The 24,899-nt window shown below is 50.4% G+C and carries 22 protein-coding genes; 8 read left to right on the top strand and 14 right to left on the bottom strand.

Translation table 11 applies throughout. The features are described 5' to 3' along the window. Positions 1-54: 54 nt before the first annotated feature. From E1757_RS09975 to E1757_RS09930, 10 genes are all read right to left on the bottom strand, one after another. Positions 55-1,524, bottom strand: a complete 1,470-nt coding sequence (locus tag E1757_RS09975) for a sulfatase (RefSeq protein ID WP_133227286.1) — start codon at positions 1,522-1,524, stop codon at positions 55-57. A 25-nt stretch (positions 1,525-1,549) separates the two neighbouring features. Beyond that, entirely contained in the window at positions 1,550-2,419 is an 870-nt protein-coding gene (locus E1757_RS09970) for a carbohydrate ABC transporter permease (RefSeq protein WP_133227284.1), read from the bottom strand. A gap of 12 nt (positions 2,420-2,431) precedes the next feature. Further along, positions 2,432-3,310 (bottom strand): carbohydrate ABC transporter permease, encoded by an 879-nt coding sequence (locus E1757_RS09965; protein ID WP_133227282.1) that lies wholly within the window; start codon positions 3,308-3,310, stop codon positions 2,432-2,434. A gap of 21 nt (positions 3,311-3,331) precedes the next feature. After that, positions 3,332-4,609: an extracellular solute-binding protein gene (locus tag E1757_RS09960; protein ID WP_246079125.1), complete on the bottom strand. Its 1,278-nt coding sequence runs from the start codon at positions 4,607-4,609 to the stop codon at positions 3,332-3,334. A 197-nt stretch (positions 4,610-4,806) separates the two neighbouring features. Beyond that, positions 4,807-7,017 (bottom strand): helix-turn-helix domain-containing protein, encoded by a 2,211-nt coding sequence (locus tag E1757_RS09955; protein ID WP_165972050.1) that lies wholly within the window; start codon positions 7,015-7,017, stop codon positions 4,807-4,809. Positions 7,018-7,512: 495 nt separating this feature from the next. Beyond that, on the bottom strand, positions 7,513-8,682 hold the full coding sequence (locus E1757_RS09950; protein WP_133227267.1) for a mandelate racemase/muconate lactonizing enzyme family protein: 1,170 nt from the start codon (positions 8,680-8,682) through the stop codon (positions 7,513-7,515). A gap of 98 nt (positions 8,683-8,780) precedes the next feature. After that, entirely contained in the window at positions 8,781-9,677 is an 897-nt protein-coding gene (locus E1757_RS09945; protein ID WP_133227265.1) for a dihydrodipicolinate synthase family protein, read from the bottom strand. 187 nt (positions 9,678-9,864) lie between these two features. Next, positions 9,865-11,322: an alpha-ketoglutaric semialdehyde dehydrogenase GucD gene (gene gucD / locus E1757_RS09940; protein ID WP_133227263.1), complete on the bottom strand. Its 1,458-nt coding sequence runs from the start codon at positions 11,320-11,322 to the stop codon at positions 9,865-9,867. Between the two features lie 224 nt (positions 11,323-11,546). Continuing rightward, positions 11,547-12,209: a GntR family transcriptional regulator gene (locus E1757_RS09935; RefSeq protein ID WP_133227261.1), complete on the bottom strand. Its 663-nt coding sequence runs from the start codon at positions 12,207-12,209 to the stop codon at positions 11,547-11,549. Between the two features lie 123 nt (positions 12,210-12,332). Beyond that, a complete protein-coding gene (locus E1757_RS09930; protein ID WP_133227259.1) occupies positions 12,333-13,382 on the bottom strand; it encodes a lactonase family protein in 1,050 nt (349 codons plus the stop codon). Positions 13,383-13,635: 253 nt separating this feature from the next. Between E1757_RS09930 and E1757_RS09925 the strand changes: the two genes are divergently transcribed. After that, positions 13,636-13,956: an NIPSNAP family protein gene (locus tag E1757_RS09925; protein WP_133227257.1), complete on the top strand. Its 321-nt coding sequence runs from the start codon at positions 13,636-13,638 to the stop codon at positions 13,954-13,956. Between the two features lie 67 nt (positions 13,957-14,023). Continuing rightward, on the top strand, positions 14,024-15,139 hold the full coding sequence (locus E1757_RS09920) for a Gfo/Idh/MocA family protein (RefSeq protein ID WP_133227255.1): 1,116 nt from the start codon (positions 14,024-14,026) through the stop codon (positions 15,137-15,139). Between the two features lie 488 nt (positions 15,140-15,627). Here E1757_RS09920 and E1757_RS09915 read toward each other — a convergent pair whose 3' ends face one another. The 3 genes from E1757_RS09915 to E1757_RS35725 form a co-directional block, all read right to left on the bottom strand. Continuing rightward, the gene (locus E1757_RS09915; protein WP_165972049.1) at positions 15,628-16,419 is read right to left on the bottom strand and encodes a VOC family protein; all 792 of its coding nucleotides are present in this window, start codon (positions 16,417-16,419) and stop codon (positions 15,628-15,630) included. Positions 16,420-16,498: 79 nt separating this feature from the next. Continuing rightward, entirely contained in the window at positions 16,499-17,806 is a 1,308-nt protein-coding gene (locus E1757_RS09910) for an ABC transporter substrate-binding protein (RefSeq protein ID WP_133227251.1), read from the bottom strand. A 20-nt stretch (positions 17,807-17,826) separates the two neighbouring features. Further along, complete coding sequence (locus E1757_RS35725) at positions 17,827-17,964, bottom strand: hypothetical protein (RefSeq protein WP_165972048.1); 138 nt, start codon at positions 17,962-17,964, stop codon at positions 17,827-17,829. 647 nt (positions 17,965-18,611) lie between these two features. Here E1757_RS35725 and E1757_RS09905 point away from each other — a divergent pair. The 3 genes from E1757_RS09905 to E1757_RS09895 all read left to right on the top strand — a co-directional run bounded on the left by E1757_RS09905 (position 18,612) and on the right by E1757_RS09895 (position 19,618). Beyond that, positions 18,612-18,749, top strand: a complete 138-nt coding sequence (locus tag E1757_RS09905) for a hypothetical protein (protein ID WP_246079113.1) — start codon at positions 18,612-18,614, stop codon at positions 18,747-18,749. 107 nt (positions 18,750-18,856) lie between these two features. Beyond that, a complete protein-coding gene (locus E1757_RS09900; protein ID WP_133227247.1) occupies positions 18,857-19,345 on the top strand; it encodes a hypothetical protein in 489 nt (162 codons plus the stop codon). Positions 19,346-19,462: 117 nt separating this feature from the next. Then, positions 19,463-19,618 (top strand): DUF1540 domain-containing protein, encoded by a 156-nt coding sequence (locus E1757_RS09895; protein WP_133227245.1) that lies wholly within the window; start codon positions 19,463-19,465, stop codon positions 19,616-19,618. A gap of 75 nt (positions 19,619-19,693) precedes the next feature. On the opposite strand, the gene E1757_RS09890 is transcribed toward E1757_RS09895, so the two are convergent. After that, entirely contained in the window at positions 19,694-20,461 is a 768-nt protein-coding gene (locus E1757_RS09890) for a phytanoyl-CoA dioxygenase family protein (RefSeq protein WP_165972047.1), read from the bottom strand. Positions 20,462-20,598: 137 nt separating this feature from the next. On the opposite strand from E1757_RS09890, the gene E1757_RS09885 reads away from it, so the two are divergent. The 3 genes from E1757_RS09885 (at position 20,599) to E1757_RS09875 (ending at position 24,848) form a co-directional block, all read left to right on the top strand. After that, positions 20,599-21,384 (top strand): AraC family transcriptional regulator, encoded by a 786-nt coding sequence (locus E1757_RS09885; RefSeq protein WP_165972046.1) that lies wholly within the window; start codon positions 20,599-20,601, stop codon positions 21,382-21,384. Between the two features lie 102 nt (positions 21,385-21,486). Continuing rightward, the gene (locus E1757_RS09880; protein WP_133227239.1) at positions 21,487-23,025 is read left to right on the top strand and encodes a response regulator; all 1,539 of its coding nucleotides are present in this window, start codon (positions 21,487-21,489) and stop codon (positions 23,023-23,025) included. Next, entirely contained in the window at positions 23,022-24,848 is a 1,827-nt protein-coding gene (locus tag E1757_RS09875) for a sensor histidine kinase (RefSeq protein ID WP_133227237.1), read from the top strand. The genes E1757_RS09880 and E1757_RS09875 overlap by 4 nt, the downstream gene beginning before the upstream one ends. Positions 24,849-24,899 lie beyond the last annotated feature (51 nt).

Raw genomic sequence — 24,899 nt, 5'->3', positions numbered from 1 at the left:
TTTCCTTGAAACTGAAGCTGCGGTTCTTTCAGGCTCCATTTTTTACCTTAACACTTATTCCAATCCCAGCCGCACATACTGTTCCTTTGGAGCATCATGCCGCTTCATAATGTGCACGATGGCTTTCTTTATACGCAATTCAATTTGTTCATCCCGATAAGGCAAACGTTGGGCCGGATCACGCTCGAGATCAAACAGCATCGTATCGAGATTGCTGCCCCGGTGAGCCCCGGAGCCGGCTATCTTCAATGTGCGAAGTCCTTTCGTGAAGTCGAATGGTTCGGCCAACTCGGCGGTGGAAAGCTCTTCTACGGAAAATCTTGAGCGCATGTGCGTCGGCATCAACGTATAGTTATGGAGCGGCTCGTTCGACTCCTCTGCCGGACCGAGCATATATACATAACGGCCGTCGGTACAATTCACATGACCGCCGTGTATGCCGAATAAGGCGGCATCGCGCACCGGTTGATCCTTGTCAATCGTTTCCCGCAAAGGCACCCCTGTCATATCGCGGGGGACGTCCAACCCGAAAAACTCCAGAAGCGTCGGCGCCATATCGATCATCTGCACAAGACTTTTACGCCGTTCGCCCTTTTTTCTACTGCGCGGATCCCAAATAAACAGAGGGGGATTGGCAACTTCATTGTAGAACGGCTGCACGCATTTCGCCCATTGGTCGTGTTCTCCCAAAAGAAATCCATGGTCCGTGTTCACGATTAGCATCGTGTCCTTCCACAGATCAAGCTCATCCATCAAGTCCATAACTTTGCCCAAATAAGCGTCGCACATACTTAACAATGCCGCGTATTCGTACCGCAGATGCGCGATTTCTTCCGCACTCTGGTTAACCGGTCCGTATGGAGGCCAATCGAACTGCGGACCGTTGTATTCATGAGGGTACAAGTCCCTGTACTTCTGCGGAGCATAGAAGGGCTCATGCGGATCGAACGTCTCCAATTGCAGGAACCATCGATCCTCTCCGGCATTCCGGCGTATGAACTCCATTCCGCTGGCGAACGTCCGTGCTTGCGGAAACAGGTGTTCGTTATCGCGATTCACGTATTCGCGGTTAATCAAGTCCTGTCGAAACAGCGGACTCGCCAAGTCTTTTCCTATAACAGACGAATGCTCCGGGTCGCGAACATGCCCTTTCCATAAATCGCCTTCCTGCCCCCGAATCAATTCATAGGTGCTATATCGGTTGTGATACGTCCCTCCGCCATCCTCCCAATAATGTTGGTGATCGGTTACAAGATGAGTATATACCCCTTGTTTGCGCAGCAGCTCCGGCATAGAATCATCGAACGGCTCTATCGGCCCCCAGCTTCGATGCAAGAAATTATAGCGGCCTGTTTGCAGTTCCCGGCGGGCCGGCATACAAGGCATACTGCCGACGTAACAATGATCGAACACTACGGTACGCTCCGCCAGACGAGAGAAGTTAGGCGCTTTGATCCAATCGCAGCCATATGGCGGGAGCCAGTGCCGGTTTAAAGTATCGAACATGAGCATGATCGCTCTCATTTTACCACTCCTTTTCCAAATTATACTATCCTTTTACACTGCTGGAAATGAGGCTTTTAATAAACTGCTTCTGGAACATGAAGAACATAAGAATAAGCGGAAGCGAGACCACGACAGTGGCGGCCATCAGCAGATTGTACTGGATTTGGTATTGTCCGTTAAACACTTGCAAACCGAGCTGTATGGTTCGCATCGCTTCGCTATTTGTATAGATGAGAGGATGGAAAAAATCATTCCAAATATGAACCGTCTTGAAAATACCCAACGTTGCGAATAAAGGCCCGCTTTGCGGCAAGTAAATACTCAGGAAGCTGCGGAAGGCGCCGGCACCGTCAATTTGGGCTGCATCGTCAAGCGCTTTCGGAAACTGCAAGTAAAATTGTCGCGCCAGGAAGATGCCGAATGAACCGGACAGTTCGGGGACGACCAGAGCAAAGTACGTGTCCAGCCATCCGTTGCCACCATTCCCAAGCAGATCGTTGCCTCCGAACAGCGGAATCGATTTTAAGATTAAAAATTGCGGGATGACAGTTACTTGGGCCGGCACCATAAGACCGACCAACACCATGATGAAAATGAAATCTCTGCCCCGGAACGCCATGCGAGCGAAGGTGTACCCCGCCATCATATTGAAAAATAAACTTCCGCCTACAGTGAACACGGTGACGATGATCGAGTTTTTGAAATAAAGTCCCCAATTCGTGACCGTCATCGCCCGCAAGTAATTCTCGGGATGCCATGCAAGAGGAAGCAAAGCGTTAGCGGCTAAGCTGAACTCCTCGTCGCCCTTGAAGGAAGTCAAAATCATCACGACAAAAGGTATTAGCATGACGACGGACGCAGCAGCCAGAATCAAGTGTATCGGTATTCGCCGATGGATACTATGAACTTTCATGCTTCCCTCCGCTTAGTCGAAATCGCTCTCTTTGGAGCCGACCGTGTAATTGATTGCTGTAACCACCAGCGTAATAAGGAGCAGGACGATCGAAATAGCGGCAGCATACCCCATTCGGTATTCCTGGAAGCTCGCTTTCACGATTTCGTTGACAATCGTCGTGCTTGTATTGGCAGGTCCTCCATTCGTCAAAATAAACACAAAGTCGAACACCTGGAAAGAACGGATGGTCAGCGTGATGAACAGAAAAAACGTAACAGGACGCAGCAACGGGACTGTGATATGAAAGAACTGCCTCAGGCTCGAAGCACCGTCAATCTCGGCCGCCTCGTACAAGTGGTCGGGAATTCCCTGCAGCCCCGCGAGGAATAAAATCATGGCGTAGCCGATCCCCGTCCAAATTCCGATAATTACGATCGAAGGCAGGGCCGTCTGCGGTTCGCGAAGCCAATCGTGACCATGCAGCCCCATCCATTCAAGAGCCAAATTGATCGGGCCATGCCGCGGATCAAGAAGCCAAAGCCAGGTCATAGATACCGCCACCGATGAAATGACTCCCGGCAAATAAATGAAAGCCCGGTAAGCCGCTATCGCGCTTAATTTCAAGTTTAATAGCGCAGCTAATATAAGACCGATAACCATTGTCGGTATGACGGTAAACAACCAGTAAAGAATTGTATTTTTGAGTGCCATATGAAAAATTTCATCTTTAAGCAGCACCTTGTAATTGGCAAGACCGATCCAACGGCCCGGATTTAATATCGTGAAATTGGTAAAGCTCAAATAAACGACCCAAAGTACCGGTATCAAAATAAACAGCGTATAAATCAATACATTTGGAAAAATCATCGCATAAGGCAACAATCGGTTCCAGCGAAATCGGATCCCCATGAGTTCCCTGCCCTTCTTTTCTTACTTCGTCTTGATCTCGTCTCTCGCTTTTTGAGCATTTTCTTTCAGCGCTTGGTCTACCGGTTTGAAGCCGGTATAGCTCTGCTCCAAAGCAAGGCGCAAATATTTCACGTTCACATCCCAATACTTGGATGGACTATACCCGCGAGCATCCTCCATCGCTTGAAAAATCACTTCATTTTCAGGCGCCACTTTCACATATTGATCTTTCACCGATTTGAATGGTGGCACATAACCGGTTACGAGACTGAAATTGTACAAATTATCCTTATCGTACCAAAATTTAATAAATTTCCAGCTCTCATCCGCATATTTCGTCGATTTGGACATGGTCATAAACGTTCCAAGCATCAGCGATGTCCGGGTGCCATTCGGTCCTTTGGGCGGCAGAGACCAACCAATCTTGTCCGCGCCGACACCCTTTTGCAGAATAGCCAAAGAAGGCGAACTGCTAAAGCCGATCGCAGCCAGGCTGTTGCGGAACGGAGTACCGTTCGGGTCCAGTCCGTCCGAGTTAATGACAGCTCCGTCCTTGAATAGCTTGACCATCTTCTCTACCAATTGAATCGATTCCGGAGAGTCGAAGGTCGGGTTGCCGTTTTCGTCATAAATGTCTTTGCCAAGTAAAAGCAGAAGCGACAAATACGCTTGTTCTCCATTGGTGACCGATAAATCGATGCCGGCACGCACTGTTTTCTGGTCTTTGACCACTTTCAGTTTTTCTGCATAATCGAATAACTCTTCCAGCGTAGCCGGCGGCTTCTCGGTATCAAGGCCCGCCTCTTTAAAGAAATCTTTCCGCCATTCCATCGGTCTGATTTCAGGCATCAGAAGGCCGTACTGTCCTCCGTTCCATTGACCCGCCTTCAAAATGTTCGGGAATATGTCGTCCTTGCCCTGCCATTGATCGGCTTCGATAAATTTGCTCATATTTATATATTTGTTTTGATCTACGGTTGAGATCAACTGGCCGAAGCCAAGGCCGTGCACGTCCGGAGCGATACCGCCGGAATAGGCAATGGACAGCTTCTGGGTATAATCTTTAAACGGAATCGTGGTCAGCTCGACCTTGATGGTCGGGTTTTCTTGTTCAAATTTCGCAACAACCTTCTTCACTTCCGTGATCACAAGATCGTCGCTCGCCGGGTACCAGAACTTGATTGTCGTCGGTTTGCCGCTGCCCTGCTTGTCCGAAGCGTTTGAACCCGAGCCGTTTGCGGAACAGCCGGTTAAAAAAACGGTAAGCAATAAAATAACACTGAGTACTCTTTTTAACATTTTCAATCCTATCTCCTCCTGTTTTTTGAACCTCAGCGTTAGTGTATTCATAGTTCAGGTCAAAAAAAAGAGCCCATTTCTGACATTATTGACCGCTTCTGAACCGTTTAGCGGAAAATCAGGCTGAGGGCTTCTGGAAAAGCTGCATTTTATCCTGTTTTGACATCCTTTACATCTTTTGATCGGACAAGTGACCGTCAGTAAATCTCCTTCGCATCCAACAATTTCGGGTCGTGATTGGCTCTGAATTGTCCGGGCGTCATGTTCGCCTCTTTCTTAAAAGCCCGATTGAAACTGGTCACGTTGTGATACCCGACCATCGCACCGATCGTTTGGATACTGTGATCGGTTGTCAGCAGCAGCATCTTGGCGCGTCTGATGCGCATCGATACGAGATAATCGATAAAATTCATTCCCACACCTTGCTTGAACAATCTGCTTAAATAAGAGGCATCGAGATTCAATTGATCGGCCATTCCGTTCAAGGATATATCCTTGTCGTGATTGGCCTGAATGTATTCCAACATATGATCGACTGCCGTCCAGTTCACGTTGGTTGCCGCTTCATTACGTCGGGTTAACCACTGGTCTGCAGCGGCTTCCATCCAAAGCATAATCTCTTCCAGCGTCTCAAAACGGTAAAGTTCCTTCTGCAGTTTCTCCAATTCGATTTGCCGCTCTTGACCGGAAGCTTCAGTATGGTACAGCATCATTAGAACAAACTCCCACAACGTATGGTGAATCAAAGATAACGGACAACTATCGAGGTTCTTGATCGTATGTTCTATTTTCTTCAAACAGGTAGCGATCATGGCGCGATTGTTGCTATTAATGGCCACAACCCACTCCTGCTCCATTTCCTTCCTCTCGTTATATAGGAGGATGAGCGTTTGGTGGTGATTTTTCTTCACATGCCAAATCGGGGTTAGCGCCTTCGTTCCTTTATATACGCGGAATTCCAGCGCTTCCAACGCCTGATGGAACGACTCCGTAATACAGCCGATATCCGTATGCAGATCGCCAATGCCTAAACTGACGGTAAGATCCAGATAACTGTGGATATACTGGCAGATGGAATTGACCTCCTGAAGCAGCAGATTGCGGGCCGAAGCAATCGGCATATTTTCGATCAGATTGGCGATCACGATGACTTCGCGCTCTTTCACATCTGCATGAAATGAAACAAACTGGGCTGCGAGCTGCTCCTCCGCTATTTTGGCGATGAAGTATCTCAATAGCTTTTGATCCGCTTTGCTGTATGTGCCTATAAATTGAAAATAATCGTCGATTCGGAAAACGACGACAAAATACCCGTGGTTGGTTACAGCAATTCCATAATGCCTTAGATTAGCCATACGTTCTTCGGAATACACAGACGCTTCGGTCAGAAGCTCCTGAATGAAAATTTGTTTTTTTTGCACTTCGCTTTGTTGAAACAGCTCCGACAATTGTTCCGTTCGTTCCACCAACCCGTTCACCTCATGAAGCAAGTAAGCGAATTCGTCCCTTGCCGGATCATCGAATTTTCCGCGCTGTGCCAATATTTCACGGAGTTTGGACATCGAACTGGAAATTTGTTTAAAAATCCGCACCGCTTTGTGGGAAGCCGCAACGGCAATCACAAGCAGCAATAATACGACGATCCATTCTCCGATCCCGAAAGGCCGGGAGACCGGGTAAACTAACATATATTTCCAGTGTGGAATCATTGAATCGATCACCTGCATATTATAACGACCGTCCTGCAGCTTGACTTGAAACGATAATTTCCCGTTCATGTACGGCTGGACGACCTTGTCCAGATCATGTTTCGAAACCGTTGTTCCGAAACGGGTATCGTACGCAGTTTGTCCATCGGGCAGCTGTACCCACAGCTTCTCCCCTTCGCGATGCAAGAAAGGGCTCTGGAACAGCTCCTTGGGGTCAATAACAACGACCAAAGCCCCGTCGACCGAAGTGCCCAGAATAGGCAAGGGACGAATGAATTCAAGCATGGCGCCTTCGTTGCTCCCCTCCTTGCCGGTACTGCCCGGCCGTGTCTTCACGACCCATCTGTCTTCCTTGCTGCCTTCTCCGAGGATGGTTTGCAGATCGGCGACATCCAGCTTATAGGTTGACGGGGTACTGGACGACGAAGGAAGCGGCACTTGGATCGTGCCCCCTTGCAGACTATAAACAAATATGTCTTTTACGGCGTAGGATGATGGAAACTTTTGCTGAAGGCCGGGACCAAATTCAATCGCCGCTTCGTATAATTTTGATACGTCCTTTTGGGCTAACCCTGCGCCGACAGTGGACTGATTGGCAAATTGCATGGCCATCATATCAATATTGCGAAGCAGCGCATCGGTAAATTGCCTCGTCGCTTCACTCCGCTCCAAGCTGATCCGGTCAATTTCCGTCTCCAATTTCGAACTCCGGTAACTGTTTTGGACTCCATAAAAAATGATTGAGGCAACCATTACCAAAGCGATTAAAAGATAAAGAACGAATCTCAGAAATAAGCTTCGGATTTGCAAGCTCTTCAGAGCCCGCATCAAAAAAATCATACCAATCCCTCTCTCTGCCCTTCTTGGAATGATTCCTAATTATACGGCAAATGAAACCACTTTCATATGAAGAAGTTCGGATATATAAAATCTGCCGACAATTGATTCAACAATCCTTGTTTTATACCAATAGTGTAACATAAGAAAAACCGCCCGGAAAATATCCTTTTGGTTTGCCGAGTAAAACAAATGCATTAATAAAGCTTTGCAATTGGGTGTGCATTAAGTATTCATCCACATGGTAAATCATGTAAAATGTATTCAATTTTACAATCCTCACATGAACGGGAGCACCCCGATCGCTCATTTCGGCGATCGGGGTGCTTTCGGCTGTCCCATTCCTGTCAGGCTCCGTTATGCTTTCGTTTGGGATGTGCGATCCTGCAGCTGATGGACGGAAATTTGGCCCCAGCTCAGATCGGCCACCTTGTATTTCTCGATCAAATCCCAATCCAGCTCCATGCCGAGTCCCGGTTTGTCGCGTCCCGGAACGAGCAAATAGCCGTTTTCGTATTTCACCGGATTTTTAACGACATCGCCGACGTACAGCTCCGGACCCGTAGGGTCGGACGTAAAGTTCAAATTCGCGAGCGAAGCTCCCAGGTGAGCCATCGAGGTTGTGCCGATGGACAGCTCCTGCGTCGTCCCGAGCAGGCAGCCTTTGCCCGCCACTTCGGCGGCGGCGGCCGCTTTTCTGGCGGCGGTCAGCCCGCCGATAAAGATCGGCGAAATATTGAAAATATCGACCGAGTCGTGACGGATCATTTCATACTGCTGGCGGAAGCTCCATACATGCTCGCTGACAGGGTGATCCACTTTCAGCCGGAAATGCTGCAGCCCTTCGAAGTCGTTTTGCACGGCAGGGCTTTCAATCAGCTGGAAGTCGTACTTCGACAGCCGTTTCGTTGCCTGCCATGCTTCCTTCCAGCTCAGCAGATGGCTGAAATCGAGCGATTTGATCGTCACCTTCGAACCGAACTCGTTTTTCACGCCGTCCAGGAACGCTTCGTCCGCATCGAGATTTTTACCGACATACAAACGGAACGTATCGAAGCCTTCTGCAAAGCGGGTGCGGACTACCTGAAGGTTTTCTTCGACTTCTTCCATAAAGCGGTGTCTGAAAATCGGATAGCAGACTTTGATCTTTTCTTTAATGCGGCCTCCCAGCAAATCGGCGACCGACGTGTTCAGCAGCTTGCCCGCCAAATCGTGCAAAGCGGCGTCGACTCCGTTGCGGACGAAGTTGCCCTTCTCGTAATAAAACATCATTTCCGGGAAGTTGGCCAGCAGTTCTTTGTTGATCAACGAAATATCGAACGGGTTTTTGCCGACCAATATCGTTTTCAAAACGGTCGTCAGGTCGACGATATCGAGCGAATATTGCGGAAGATGCGAGAAGTCGGACATTTCCCCGATCCCGGTCACGCCCTCGTCGGTCATAATTTCAACAATCACATGCTTGCTGACAAAGCCTGTATGTCTCGGTATCCCTACTACGGTTAGCTTCAAATCGGATATTTTCATAATTTCGGTCGCTCCTTGTGCATGATTTCACAGCCTGGTATTCTGATGGAAAATTGTCCGCTGCGCCGGCAGATCGTCCTTCCAGCCGCTGTTGTTCCCTAGCGCAATCCCCAAGCGTTCAACAGGGCGGAAACCTGATTTTTCTCGGCATCGTTCAACAGACTGATCGGCGGTCTGACGGCGTTGGAAGGCAGCAAGCCAAGCTGATACATCGCTTCCTTTACGACCGTAACGTTGTTGCCTGTGTTATATTTGGCGCGCAAATCTTCGAATGGAGCCACATCTTTCCAAACCGCCATCGCTTCCGGATAATTGCTCTCACGCAGCGATTTCAGCATTTGGAACGAACGGGTCGTTTCCACGTTGACCAGGCCCGAAGTAAAGCCAACCGCGCCCGCCGCGAAAAAGTAAGGCGCCCACATTTCGGCGGTGCCGCAAATCCAGACGATATCTTCCTGTACGCCCTGCACCGCTTTCGTAAAGGAAGGCAGATGGTTGACCGCATATTTCACACCGATCACATTTGGCAGCTTTGCCGTCGCCCGCAGCACCTCCAATGAAATTTGCTCGCTGCGCACATAGAGGATAATCGGAAGCTTGGTCGATGCGGCTATTTGCGTATAGTATTCGATAAGTCCGGCAGGCAGCAAATACGGATGAATCGGCTGATGTACCATCAAGCCGTCGGCACCGCATGCCTCGGCGTTGCGGGCCAGCTCGCAGGCTGTTTTCACATCATAGCCGACGCCCGCGATAACAAGGCTGCGCTTGGCTACATGATTCGTGACGAAGCGGGTTACTTCCTTCGCCTCGTCTACGGACAATGCATAAAATTCCCCGGTATTGCCGCAAGGATAAATCGCTTCAATCCCTTTATCCAGCAAAAAAGTGATGTTCGCTTGAAGCGCCGGCCAATCGATCTCCAGCTCGGAATCGAAAGGTGTTACGTTAATGGCGTTGATTCCTTTAATTTTCTCTTTGACATGACTGTACATCAGTACCGCCGCCTTTCCATACACAATAATTGATATAACGATTTCATGCTGCCCTACTGCCTGCCGGAGCCGCATTTATCCGATTACGACTTTATCGGGTTAAGACCCCCACCTCTTAGGTGGGCCTTGAATCAGGTGGGGTAGAGTCCCCATCTGATTCCCCGATGTTCAGCATAGCTGAACGAGTTCACTGCTTGACGAACACGGTTTTGATCGAGGTGAAAAATTCGATCGCCGCCTGCCCCTGCTCCCGCGAATGCGAGCTGGATTGCTTCATGCCGCCGAACGGCGCCTGCAGCTCTACGCCCGCGCTTTCCGCGTTGACCCGCACCAGGCCGGCTTCCATATCGTTGATGAATGAAAGCATACTGCCGATATTGCGGGTGAAAATAGACGCGCTCAAGCCGAATTCGGTATCGTTCGCCGTCCGTACGGCTTCCTCCAGCGTCTCCACCTTGATCAGCGCCAGCACAGGTCCGAAAATTTCTTCTTTGGCGATCGCCATATCCGGCTTCACATTGTCGAAAACGGCAGGCTCCACGAAGTAGCCGTCGCCTGCGCCATCCGGCACTTTTCCGCCGTACAGCAGCGTCGCTCCTTCGCTAATGCCTTTTTCCACGTAAGACAGTACGGTTTGCTGCTGGCTTTCGCTCGCGCAAGGGCCCATCCAAGTCGACGGATCCATGCCGTCGCCGACCTTCAGCTGCTTGACCCGTTCCAGCAATTTTTGCTTGAACGGCTTGTAAACGGCGCTTTGCACAATCACGCGGCTCGTTGCCGTACATTTCTGCCCTGTGGAACGAAGGCCGCCGCTGATCGTCGCTTCCACCGCCAGATCGAGATCGGCGTCCGCCGCGACGATGACCGGGTTTTTGCCGCCCATCTCCAGCTGGTATTTCGCACCGCGCGCCAGGGCGCCCATTCCGATCCGTTTTCCCGTCTCGTTGGAGCCGGTGAACGTAATGCCGTTGATGCCCTTATGATCGATAATGCCTTGTCCGATCTCGCTGCCTTTGCCCGTCACCATATTGATGACGCCGGCGGGCAGTCCCGCCTCGTGGAAGCATTCCACCACTTTCGCGGCGGTTACAGCCGTCTCGCTGGCCGGCTTGAGCAGCACCGTATTGCCGTAAACAAGCGCAGGCGCGATTTTCCAGATCGGAATTGCAACCGGGAAATTCCATGGCGTAATGACGCCAACCACGCCAAGCGGCACGCGGGTTGTAAACATTAGCGCTTCGCTGTCGGTCGATGGAATGACGTCCCCCACTTTGCGCATGCCTTCGCCGGCATAATAGCGCAAAATAGCAACGCCGCGCGCCGTTTCCCCCTTCGCTTCAGGGAATGTCTTGCCCATCTCGCGGGTCATCGTCTCGGCGATTTCATCCAGTCGTCTCTCCAGCGCGTTAGCCGCCTTGTACAACAGGTCGCCGCGCGCCGCGCCCGACAGCTTGCGCCAAGCCAACTGAGCTTGCTGGGCAGCATCGATCGCCCGGTTTAAATCCTCTTTGGAGGAGCGCTGAATATAGCCGACAATCTGCGATTTGTCGGAAGGGTTCAGACTCGGATCGGTCTGTCCGGTGACGGAAGGCGTCCATTCACCGTTGATGTAATTAAATACGGTTTCACCTGCTTGAAAAGCCATTATTGCACACGTCCTTTATGATGGGATAGGTGGAAGAATAATGAAAATTGCGAAAGGATGTGAAGCGCGATAGTTGATTTAAAATGAAATACAATATCTGATATATCAGATATTGCCATAATTGTCCTCAGTTCGTCAAGCCGCTTTTTGCGCCGTCCTTGCTATTCCGCAACGGTTGACTGAAAGCCTTATCACAGGGAGTCGGGCTCAGCCGGCCGCTGCGGTTACTTGTTGTTTTGCATAACGAAATTCGCCGTTCTGCGGATATGGGTGCGCATCGCATCCTCCGCGCCGTCCGGATCTCTCTGACTGATTTTCTCGAAAATCGAATAATGCTCCTTATAGGCCCGGTCCAGCTCTTCGATGTCCGATAAAGCCTGCTTGCGCACCACTTTATCAAAAGCACGCACCGCGGCAATCTGCTGTACGATATAATCGTTTTTGGCAATGCTTAAAATCATTGCATGGAATGCCGGGTTCAGCTCATATAATAGAGCGCTGTCATCCGCTTCGGTAGCCTTTTCGATCTTCTCTATATGCTGCCGCAGCGTTTCGATTTCTCCATCCGTAATCTTGATGGCGGCCAGCCTGGCGGCAACGCCCTCCAGCGCGGACTTCGCCCAAGTAATTTCTTCGACGGAGCTCATGATGTTAGTAGACACGAACGTGCCGATCCGCGGCTTTGTGATGACCAGACCTTCCTGATCCAAACGGCGCAGCGCCTCCTTGACCGGCGTTGTGCTGACGCCGAAATTTTCAGCGATATCCCGTTCCTTCAAATGGGCGCCCTGAGCAATATTCCCGGTTAATATGGCTTCTTTTAACGTTTCATAAACCATTTCCCGGATCGATAATACTTGCGAGCTTATGTCTACCCGATATTGCATCGTATTTCTCTCCTCGAAAACGTATTAGCTGAAGACCGTTATCTCTGATAGATACTATCTAATATATCTGATATATCATATATCCAAGAATATCATATCAACCGGTTTAAGCCGTGTCAATGCTTAGTTCATAAACGAAAGGCATATCGGACTTGCCTGTAATTGCACGCTCTCCCGCGGTGAAATCCGGCCCGATTCCCGGTCGATCGCGAACACTTCAATCCGGTTGGAGCCCTCGTTCGCCGCCAGCAAATAATCGCCTGCCGGGGATACGGCGAGGCATCTCGGCTTATGTCCTCTCGCCGGCTCCAGATCGATAAGCGAAAGCGTGCCGTCCTCGCGCACCCGATAGGCCGCGATGGAATCATGGCCGCGGTTCGTGCCGTACACAAATCGGCAATCCGGCGTCATCCGGATATCGGCGCATTTGTTTGCGCCCTCGCAGCCGGCCGGCAGCGTGGATACGGCCTGCAGCTCGCGCAGCATGCCCTCGGCTTCATCGAAAGCATAAACCGTTATGGTGGAGCTATGCTCATTGATGCAGTAAGCGCGGTCCTTCATCGCCGGGTGGAACATAAAATGCCGCGGACCCGTACCGGGAGCAACTGCGATCGTGCGGTGCAGGGTTAGCGTATACCGATTGTAATCGACCCGGTATACATAGATCCGGTCCGTGCCGAGATCCGGCACGATGACAAATTGATTGGACGGGTCCGGCACGATCGAATGCGGATGCGGCTTGTTCTGCGAGCCGGGAATAATGCTGCTTCCTTCATGTTGGATCGAGCAGGAAACCGGTTCAATCGTTCCGCCCTCCCGCAGCGGCCAGGCGCAGATGCTCCCCCCGCCGAAGTTGACGGCGAACAACGTCGAAAACGAAGGATCCACACTGGCATAATTCGGATTTACTCCTTCCGACGACTGCATGCCGATAAGCTGGAGCGAAGCATCGGCCGGCTCGAACCGGTAGGAAGCCGCCCGTCCCTCCGTCTTTCCCTCCGAACCAACCGCATATAGTATATTGCGGGACGCATCGGTAACAAAATAGGCGGTCTTGGGCATTCCGCGGTACGAATTGAACAGCGAGAGGCTGCCCGCCTGCTCGTCGAATTTTGCTGCAAACATACTTTCCTGCTGATCCGCGGCAACACAACCTATAAATACGTACATCATGTCTACACCTCTTCTTCCGTTATTTTGCAGTCAAATGGAATCATTCACCATGAATTTTGAAACATACTATCCTCAGCGAAACTAAATATCGTAAGATTCAGTCATTTCCGGCCGTTGAAAAGTCGCTTATAATGAAACAAGGCACTGCAATCATGACGCATGCCGCAATGCGGGTGGAACGCTTGTTAACCCGAGCGCCTTTTATATCTATCGCTTCCATCCAGCCAAATTTTTTTTGAGGGGGAATCGCTTCATGCTTTATGAGCTTCGTATTTATCATATGTACCCGGGTAAAATGCAGGCGATCAACGACCGGTTCGCGAATCACACGCTGCGTATTTTTGCCGGTCTCGGTATGCGCGTCACCCATTTTTGGGAGGACCTCGATGCCGGGCATAACCGTCTCTACTATATTATGGAGTTTGCCGATATGGATGAAAGGAACGCGAAATTGGAAGCTTTCCGCAGCAATCCCGAATGGGTGCAGGTGAAAACCGAATCCGAGAAAGACGCTCCCATCGTGGAAAAGGTTGAAAGCATTTTCATGAAGCAGGCTCCGTATTTTCCCCAATAATCGGAAAATCGCCTATATGCAATCAGCCGAAAAGTGAAATGGAAATCAAATACGAGGAGGCAGAACCATGAAACCGTTAAAACTTGGAATGGTCGGCTCAGGCGATATCAGCAACCGTTTTTTTGAGCAGGCAGCCCGGCTGGAGCAGGTCGCATTCACCGCAACCTGCGCGCGGCATCTAGAAAATGCCGAAAGCAAGGCCCGAAAATACGGGATTCCCCGCTGGTATGACAATTACATAACGATGATGGATACCGAGGAGCTCGATGCGGTCGTCGTGACGACTCCCCACTCCGTGCATGCCGAAGTCGTATTGGCTGCGCTGGAACGGGGGCTCCATGTGCTGAATGAAAAGCCGATGGCTACAAGCTTGGAAGACTGCCGGCGGATGGTCGAGCTCGCTGAGGCGAAAAACCGCATATTCATGAGCCTGCCGTATGACCTGAACCCCGGCATGATGACAGCGGCCCATTATTTGAACGAAGCCGTGCTGGGCAAAATTACCGGCGCCGACGTACAGCTGAACATTCCCGGTCCGGGCCGCGACAACTGGTATTATAACCGGGCCGTGTCGCATGGCGGCGCGATTCTCGACTGCCTTGTCTATCCGGTCAGCCGGCTCGTTTCCCTGCTCGGCCCGGTTCAAAGCGTGGCGGCCGAGGTGAATACGCTCATTCCGAAGCGGATCGTCAATGACGGCAAACACGTTCACAGCGACGTCGACGACAACGTTACGGTCATTGCGGAATTTGCCGGCGGCCAGCATGCCGTCATCCGCACGCTGTGGGGCACGTCGTTCGCCGCGAATCATACGCTTATTTACGGCCGCAAGGGCACGTTGGCAGTCAATGATAGCGGGTTTCCGCTTGTCATTCACTCCCCGGAGGCGCCGATCCCCGATGCGGAGCAGGTGACCTGGCGCGGCATCGCAGGCTGCTATACGCCCAAGCTGCTGCCCTCCGAGAGCACGGAGGCCGACATTATGAGCCACTTCGTCCACTGCCTCCGCAGCGGCCGACAGCCCAAGCAATCACCGCGCATGCAGCTGCATGTGCACGAAGTGATGTTCGCCGCCTATCAATCGGCGGAGACGGGCCGGCGCTGCGCGCTGACGACGACGTTCGAGCATTGGAATGCGCAGCTCGAGCCCGCTATTTTCGATACGAAGAGCGAATTTATTTAGTCGGGATGCCTATGCCTGACCCGCGGTCATTGATATGCCTTTGCGCAAGCCGTACGCTACCCGCTCCGCACGGCAGCCGCGGCATCCGATGAAGCCTGCGCAGCCTTCCGGCAAGCGCTATAAAGCTGAATAATGTTCATGCGAGGGACCGTCCGCACATCCCGGACGGTCCTTTTTCCGTTGAATATATAAGTTGAACCGATAAAGCGTGTCCATTGCATTCCAAAAGGGATGGCCTTGCAGCTTCAGACATCTTGTTTTGAGTTTCCTTGATCATAGGCCTTCGGCTTGAAGAAACTCAAAGCCAAAACAACCTTGACAAACGCGCTCGTCCCAATAGGACGGCTAAGCCGTTTATCCTTGATAACCTTTTGCCAGGCGATGCATCAGCCGTGTCCAACGGCCCAAAATCGGGTGCCGGCTGCCGACTCAGCTTACCGAAGCCGATCTTCCGCAGCCGATGGCAGCGCTCGCGACGGTGCTGCTTCTCACAGCTCCCTCAAGTCTTTCCGGTCCACAAATTCGATTCTTGCGCCGTTCGGATCCTTCACCATTGTAATGCGGCCGATGCCTGTTCCGGCCTGCTTCGGAAAGCCCTGTAAAATTTCCACACCGCGGGAGGCTAAATATTCGCCCATCTCGTCGACATTATCCACTCTTAACGCGATATGTCCGATCGGAGGGCTGACGGGCTGCTGGTTAGGACGGTTCAGAAGCTCGATCACATCTTCGCCGTAATTCAAATAAACCATGGTCAAATCGGTCGCATCCACCCGCATCCGTTTCAGTTCCTTCATGCCCATCTTCTCCGTATAGAAGCTTTCGGCCGCTTGCAAATCGTGGGCGGATAACGAAATATGGTCAAAGCTCAAAATGCGGCCCTCAACCTTCGGGTTTTTGTACGACTGATCCCGCTGGATCAATTCGACTCTCGTTCCGATCGAATCCGTCAGAAACGTAAGCCGGCCGTCTCCCGAGCCCGCAACCTTGGGCGGCGATGTAAACACAAAGCCGGCGGCAAGCAGTTTTTCATAATCCCCGTCCAAATCGTCGGTCAAAAAGCAGACGTGGTTTAAGCCGAGATTGACCCGGTCCTTCTCGTTGCCCCGGCACAATAGCTCGATGATGCCGCTGGCCAGCTGCACATAAATGCACTTGGTATTGCTCGCTTCGATATAGCCTTCGTTTACGACCTTACCGCCTAAAATATCAACGTAAAAGTTCAAATTTTCCTCTACCGCTCCGGCTACAATCCCTACATGGTTCAATTCGGTTATCATTGTTTTCTCCTCCTGTAATCTGTAATGGCATTGCATGGCCCGTTATGCGCGGTCGTGCCGTAATCAGCGCCCGGCCCGGTTATTTTTTCAGCAGCGCATTCATTTGTTTGGCCATGTCGTCAGCCGCCTGCTGCGGCGTTTTGTTGCCTTGCAGCACCTTTTGCAGCTCCGTAATAATGACGGTTTGCATTTCGGTCCACGACCCTACCGACGGCAGCATTTTCTGAAATGGGGCCGCTTTGAAAATGATTTTGAATTCCTCGCTGTTCCATGGCGGCACGTTCGTGGCGGATGCCCGCGAAGGCTCCCGGTTGGCGAGCTTGCCGAGATTTTCCGGCTTCACGAACCAGAGCACGAAGTCGCGCGCCTCCTGCTTCTGCTTGGCGTCCTTCGGCACCGAGAATGCCCAGCCGCCGCCGCGTCCGAACTTGTCGGGTCCGAGCTGCATGCCCCATTTCAGCTCCGGATGCTTTTTCAGCTCGTCAAAGGTGTTCGAGGTACCCGGCATCATCGCGACCTGATTATTGATGAACATCGGGAGAACGTCCTTCGTTAGCGAGTAGTTGATCGTGCCTTCCGGAGCCACCTTGTACTTCGTGTACAGCTCCGCCCAAAATTGAATGCCCTTCACGGCTTCAGGGCGGTTAATAATCGCTTCCGTACTGTCCGCATTCAGAAAATCGCCTCCGAACGCCCATACCATCGGTGCGAACGATGTGAATACATTGGCCTGATCGCTGTTGGAGGCCGCCAGACCGATGCCGTATTTTTTACCGGGAACGGTTATTTTTTTGGCTATTTCCAGCATATCCTGATGCGTCCAGTTTTCCGTCGGGTAAGGAACCCCGGCCTCGTCGAACATCGTCTTGTTATAATAATAAACCTGCGATCCGCCGCGATGCGGCAGCGCGTACAGCTTGCCTTTGAACTTGCTCGCGTTCCACATGCCCGGCGCAAAATCTTTGACATCCAGTCCCTGGATGTATTCATCCCACGTATCGATCAGTCCTTTGCCCGCCATCGAGGAAATCATGGTGGAGTCCAGCTCCAGCAAATCGGGAGGATTGCCCCCCAATGCCGCAGCCGTCGCTTTGTCGAGATAGCCGTTGATAGGCAGCAGCTCCATTTTCAGCTTCACGTTAGGGTGTTCCTTCTCATAAGCTTCAACAACCTTCGGTACGATATCCTGCCACCAGCTTCCGGCCCAAACCGTCAAAGTAACGGGCCCTTTCGTTTCGCCTTTCGTTTCGGAGGACGGCTTCGCCGCCGTCGGCGTTCCCCCGGCATCGCCGGTTCCTCCCCCGCCGCTGCTGCAACCGCTTACAACGCTGAGAGTGATGAGAATAGCGACTACGCCGTTGCGACTTAATCTCCATTGACCTTTCATCGTTTAACCTCCCAATCCATTCACACGACTTCGAACAAAACAATAAGCATGGCGACGGCTTTCGGCCTCCGCCCGATGCTTCCGGCCTTTTCATGATTGCCGGCCGCGACTCCCTCTTTCACAGGCAGACGAACTTGAATATCAACGCAAAGCTGCAACCGTCTCTTCTCCTTTCCATACCGCTGTATTACGCTTCGTCCGCTGAAAGTCCGGCGAATAACGGCCCGCTGCTCAGGCGGATCATTCTTCCGGTCTCTGTTGTCCCCGGATCTACGCTTCTAAATAAGCGCCGTAACTACCAGCTGGCACATCACCGCCTTTCATATGTATTAACGTTAATACAATATTGAAAAAAAATACCGGTTTCATGTTGACGCCATATGCTGTGCCGAAGAATAAAGATATGAAGACTGTCATTTTGCTTGCGGTTCAATTTTTAAATTGATGAAGTTCCGATAGATTAACATATTAACGTTAATACAAAAAAAGGAACAACCCGCTTTAGCTTACATTATGATCTTATTCTCCAACTATGCGGAACATGACTGATTGTATTCCCGTCCATTGCATCTCCGCATCAAATGCAGCTTTTAACCGCCAACCGAACCCAACTCTGTAATTAATGATACCTTATGGCCGATTGTTTTTCAAGGATGATATTCGGGTTCAGTCACTAAAGCCTTCGGTCCTTCGTTCGCCGCACTTGTTCTTTCCCCGCTCTCATGCGACAATAGCTTCATCTGAATATTCCAAACATATGAAAAGAGGGGTCCCATTGAGTTCAGGAGGATGGTCATTCAGTCTTTTGACAGCTATTATTCAGATTGTTTATCTCGTTGCAGCGGGATTTGCCATTTACGGCTTCGTGCTGTTTATTAAGCTGGCACGCAGAGGTATCCGGGCGTTGGATATTTATTTGGACGAAAAGTCCCGCAGCAAATAAATTGATTTGATTGGAGAGACACCGTTCATTCTTATGGGAAAGTACTGTAGCGCAAGTTTGTATTCGTTTGCTTATCTTAGGATTAGATAGCCGCTTGGAGGATCACGATGGCACAGGATAATCAGGAAAAACGCGCCTTGGAACGGACTGCAGTCACCATTTTCATACGGCTCTACAATCAAAACCACGATAACAAGCTCAGATTGCTATACCAGCGCGAACGGCCGGACGCCGTCCTGCAGGATGCGCGGCAGCGGATGATCGGCATGGAAATTACCCATCTGTTCTACGACTCGGAAGAAGCCAAAATGCTGCTGGGGCGTTCCCATGCGAACATTCACAGCCTTGAGGTCGTTGAGATGCTCATAAAGGAATTGAACAAGCGCATCCGGACGAAGGAAGCGAAAATCGATCAGTACGAGTCGTCGTACCCCATCGCGCTCCTTATTCGCAACGCCTCCTCCGCGTTCGGGATGTCCGACATCCTGCGGGCCAAGGAGCTAATCTGCAAGCCTCAAGGAAAGTTCACCCATATCTGGTTTGTGTCGCGCGACGGCTCCGAGGAATGGCTGATGAAAGATTTGAACGGCCTATAAAACGCCGGTTGTCGAAAGACGAAGAGCACTACACCGCTGGAAAGCGATGAAGTGCTTTTTGCCATGTATATATTACCAGCCTCAAAGCCCAAACTAACGAAGAAGGGGGTGAAACTTTTGGCACAGGATGTATTATGTGATGTGAACTCCTGTAAGTATTGGGCGGCTGGCAATAAATGCAGCGCTTCCTCGATCTATATCGTCAGCCATCGCGGAAAGCAAGCCAATAATTCCGGAGAAACGGACTGCAAAACGTTTGAATCCAAGCTGTAACTTTTTCAAGCGGCCCTTCGGGGTCGTTTTTTTTCTACTGCACAAGTAGTATACCCAAATTGATAATGATTATCGTTACTTATAATAAATTCGTTGCAATGTCTCTTCATCGTTTCGGCGTGTAATGTATTTTTGATAATGCCTGTAGTGCCACTCGTACAATTGTCCGTTTTGGGCCGGCGAATACGTTAAATACAGCTGTTTGCGGCTGCTGTCCGTATTGTTCACCCCGCTCTGATGCGGAACGAATGAATGGAAAATGATAATGTCCCCGGGGTTCGTTTCATAAAGCTCCCCTTTATTCGGATCGACCAGCGCAGCTTCCTCCGCATTAAAGTTTCTCACTTCGCCTGCCGCCGAGATCAGCCGGTCATGATAGCCCGGGAATAATTCCAAGGCACCGTTTTCGGTTGTTGCGCCGTCGATTGCAACCATGACCGAGATTAGCCCTTCCATTGGAAACGGCTGCCAAAACGCAGCATCCTGGTGCATGGTGTACCCGCTGTTGCCGGGCAGTTTAAAAATGAGCTTATCCTTGAACAGCAGCGGTTCATCCATGTAAATATCGCGCAAAGGATTTAATATCCGGTTATCCTGCGTCAACGAGGCGATAACAGGTGAAATATCTTGAATCGGGTCGAATTTTTCAATGACGCTTTCCCCGCTATCCCATTTTCGATAATTTACTCTTACGTTGTTCGGGTCAATATATTCGGAGTGCAGCAACCGTTCGATTTCTGCATTCCAAACCGCGACCTCATATTCGGAAAACACATTGCGCAATACAAGGAACCCCTTTTTGTTATACTCCTCCAATTGATCGAACGTTAAACTGTTGATCATGCCGACAACTCCCATCGTTTGGTATGGTAAGATTTTCTTTACAAGCAAATGTTACAATTTTATATTTAGTATGAACATGCATGGAATCATTATTTTCCATATACTTTTTTGCAAACAGAGGAGGCGATTCAACATTTATGGAAGCGTTTACCTGTTGTTCCATACGGACCTCGTTAATACGCCGGCACTATAGCGGTCCGGGAAAAGCGTTCATGCTGTCCGAGGATACGTATAAGCAGTGGGTGCTGATGGCCTCGGAAACCGGGACGTTTCATTACCGGATCGACGACCGGTCGGGAGTCGTTCACGTTGGCGAGTTGGTCCTGTGTCCGCCTGGGCTTACCTTCTACCGGCAGACACTCTCTCCGCTCGCGTTTCATTTCGTCGAATTTTCCATCGCCATCTCGGACGGACAATCCGACTTGAACCCGAACGACTACATGCCCTGCGGCAAAGTCACATTCCAAAATATTTCACGCATTATTTCCACATTCGAATGCATGCGCAGCGCCCCTGTCCATTATATGGAGCATTTGCTGGATGACATCCTTTTTCAGTACTTGAAGGAATCGGCCGCCCTCGAATCAGACAAAATCCCGCAGGATGAAGAAGTGCAGAAGGCCGTCGAGCATATCAGGAAGCATGCATACGAAGATCTGTCCATGCAGCATGTAGCGTCCTTGATCGGACTAAGCCCTTCTCAATTAACCCGGAAATTCAAAGCGGAGCTGGGTGTTTCCCCCAATGTCTATTTGACTCAAATACGCTTGCAAAAAGCAAAGACGCTGCTGACGGAAACCTATGCCTCGCTGCAGCAAATTGCCGAACAATGCGGCTATGACAACGCATTTTATTTCAGCCGGGTGTTTTCCAAATTCGTCAACATGAGCCCTTCCCAATACCGGAAATCCCAACAAATATAGCAGGCTTCCCTGTGCGGCAGGCAGCGATTCACCAGAATATTCACCGATTTTCAAGCAGCCTTTCCAAAAAAAAAGTAAATGATATGATTGAGGTGATCCGATATGTATTCATTAATGATTGTCGAGGATGAGGAGATCATCCGTGAAGGATTGAAGCAGTGTCTGGATTGGCCATCGCTGCAGATCGGCGCGATCTATGAGGCTGCGGACGGCAAATCAGCGCTTGACCTAGCCGTCGCAGTTCAACCCGATATCATGTTAACGGACGTCGTGATGGCCGAAATGGACGGGATTGAATTAGTCGGGGCGCTGCGGGAGCATGTTTCCGGAAAAAACATCCGGGTCATCATGATCAGCGGACATGAAAATATCGATTATATCAAATCGGCCTTGAGGCTGCAGGTGATCGATTATTTGCTCAAGCCATTTCATACCGAAGAGCTGGAAAGCATCATCCGTAAAGTACTGCAGGATTGCGAGACAGATCGCAGGCAAAGCTCGCATATTCAACGACTGGAGGAGCAAATGTCATTGTCCCGCTCTATGGTCAAGTGGCGATTTTTGCACGATCTTTGCTTCCGCAGCCTTCCCTCCGAAGAAATTCAGCAATATATGGACGTATTGGAGGAGGATACCCTCGGAAAGGGGCCGTTCCGGGCCGTCTATATTGAAGCCGAGGCGGATACGGAACTGCTGTCGGATTTGGAGGCGCAATGGGCCGGTACGGAATCTATCGTTCTGTTCCGTATCGGCAAAGGGATATACGGAGGAATATGGGCGGAAAACCTTCAACCGGATCGGGATACGATCACACGGCTGCTCGGCGGGTGGAGACTGAAGGCCGGTGTCGGCTCAAGCGTCATGCGGATGGACGATATATATCAATCGTTTCAACAGGCGCGAGTCGCGCTGATTCACCTCTCCCCTGACAAGCAGTATGCCTCTGCACTTATTGATTATGCGGCCTCGCAAAGGCCAAAGGAAGAACTCATGCTTAAGGAAATCGCACAGCAGCAGGAAGCGATTCTTCGGGCGATGGAGAACAACGAACGATTGGCACTGGCTTCGACGCTGCACCCATACTTTCGACTGATCGGCCTCATGGAGCAGCGCTCGCTCCCTTACTGTCAAGCCTACTGCAGCATGCTGCTGATCCATATCAACAGGCATTTTTCCGTTCTGATCGAAGACTCCGCTGCCAACCCGACCGTATTGGCGCTGGAAAGCATTCATGCCGCGCACGATCCGTCGGAGCTTGAACCGCTTGTGCTTCACACGATCGATACGCTCACCGGAATCATCCACAGCCGGCCGGATCAACGCAAGGTGGTCCGCGACATTACGGGTTTTATTCAAAGCGCGTACCGAGAAGAGCTGACGCTGACGCAAATAGCGGCACATGTTCATTTATCGCCGAACTATTTGGCCAACCTGTTCAAGAAGGAAACCGGCATGACCGTCAACGATTGCATTACGGCCGTCCGCATCACCGAAGCCAAACGGCTCCTGGCACAGGAAAGCAGCCTGTTAATCAGCGATCTCGCAGAGATGGTCGGATACAAGGACGGCAAATATTTCACCAAGCTGTTCAAACGGGAGGTCGGCATGAATCCAAGCGAATACAGGGAGAAGGCGCGATGATCCGATACATGCTGCGCAAGCTGGCCTCACTGGACGCCCAATTGATGCTGCGGCATAAGCTATTGATCTCGTTCGCGCTGATCGTGCTTATCCCGTCGATATGCATCGGTTTCTTTTCGCATCAAAAATCCTCCTCCATCATCCAGGAGCAAACAAGCCGTGCCTATCTGGAAGCGCTGCGCCAAACGACGATTAATATTTCGTACCGGCTGACTGAAGTGGAAAATATTTCGGAACTCATCTACAACAACGAGAAGCTGCAAAAAATATTGCGGAAAGCTAAGGAACATGAATTAACGATGGCCGAAATTCTCGATGATTATAAGAATATTACAGAAATTATTCATAATTTGGAGAAAAGCCGCAACATATTCCGCATTCGTCTGCTCGTACCGTACCCGGTGCTGTACGCCGCTGATAACCAAAACATTTTTAACGTTACCCAGGATGAATTCAAAGAATGGAATAAAGATCTGGTTGACCAGCCGGGATTGATGAAATGGAAATATGTCGCCAATCAGTCTTACTTGAGCATTGGTGTCAAGCCCGTTGTTTCGTTAAACCGGCTAATCCTCGATTTCAACAATATCAATACCGTATTAGGCACCGTTGCCATCGATGTCGATGAGGCAAAATTTAACGACGTCCTGAAAAACATGAACCTGACCTTGCCTTACCAGGCGATGCTATTTAAAAATACGGAGATGATTACGTCTTACACGCACAAGCCAGATCAAATCAAAGTCAATCTCCAAACGATTCAGGAAACGGTAAAGGATAAGCCGACGGAAGCGCAAAATTATAAAAAAATTCAGCTTCAGGGAAAGGACTACTTATATCTCGTCCAAAATGTCGAAAACGTCGATTGGAAATTGATTGTACTTATTCCGGCCTTGAACATTACCGACCAAAGCCAGCTGCTGGGCGTATACATCATGATCCTCTCCGTTACGCTGATCGCGTTCGCTATCGGGCTGTCCTTTCTACTGTCCAACAGAATCACAAGACGGTTGCAAATTTTGGCCGAAAAAATGAAGGGCATTGAACAAGGAACGCTCGGCGAGATCGTGGAGATTAAGGGGAAGGACGAAATCTCCCTGCTGCAGCGACGGTTTAACAAAATGTCAACGCAAATTAAAAGCTTGATTGACGAAGTGTACACGATTACGATCAACAAGCAGCGCGAGGAGATGAAGGTGCTGGAAGGCCGGATTAATTCCCACTTTCTGTATAATACGCTGGATACGATCAAATGGATGTCGATCAAATCGAATGCGCCAGAAATCGCGACAGTCGTAACGAATTTGTCCAAATTTTTCCGGATCAGCTTAAACCGGGGTCAGGATACGATCAGTGTGGAAAGGGAATTGGAGCATGTGAAAGCATACATCGATATTCAAAACATCCGGTTCAGCGGCAATATCCAGTACGAAGTTGACATCGATGCCTCTACTCTGTTCCCGTTGGAGATCATCAAGCTGATTTTGCAGCCGATTGTGGAAAATTCGATCATCCATGGAATCAATAAAAGCCTAAAAAAACAAGGAACCATCATCATTCGCGGACGGCTTCGAGGAGAACGGATCGCCTTTTATATTTCAGACAACGGCGTCGGCATGAATCGGGAAACTTACGAGTCGATTGTCCATTCCTCTTCAGACGGATACGGTGTGAAAAACGTCCATCAGCGGATTCAGCTCTACTACGGCTCGGAGTGCGGCGTCAAAATCCGCAGCCGGTCGGGCCAGGGGACCGTGGTCAGACTGCTGCTGAAGACGACAGGCCCCGGCTCCAAGAGCGTAAGAATAGACACCAAATCGTAGAGCTGACCCGTTTTCGCTCCATGCTGGCTCCTATATAATAAGTATCTGAAA

It is taken from the genome of Paenibacillus piri (assembly GCF_004354045.1).
GTDB classification, from domain to species: Bacteria; Bacillota; Bacilli; order Paenibacillales; family NBRC-103111; genus Paenibacillus_S; species Paenibacillus_S piri.
The sequence above is the reverse complement of the archived record's forward strand: the minus strand, read 5'-3'. Positions and strand labels throughout refer to the sequence as shown.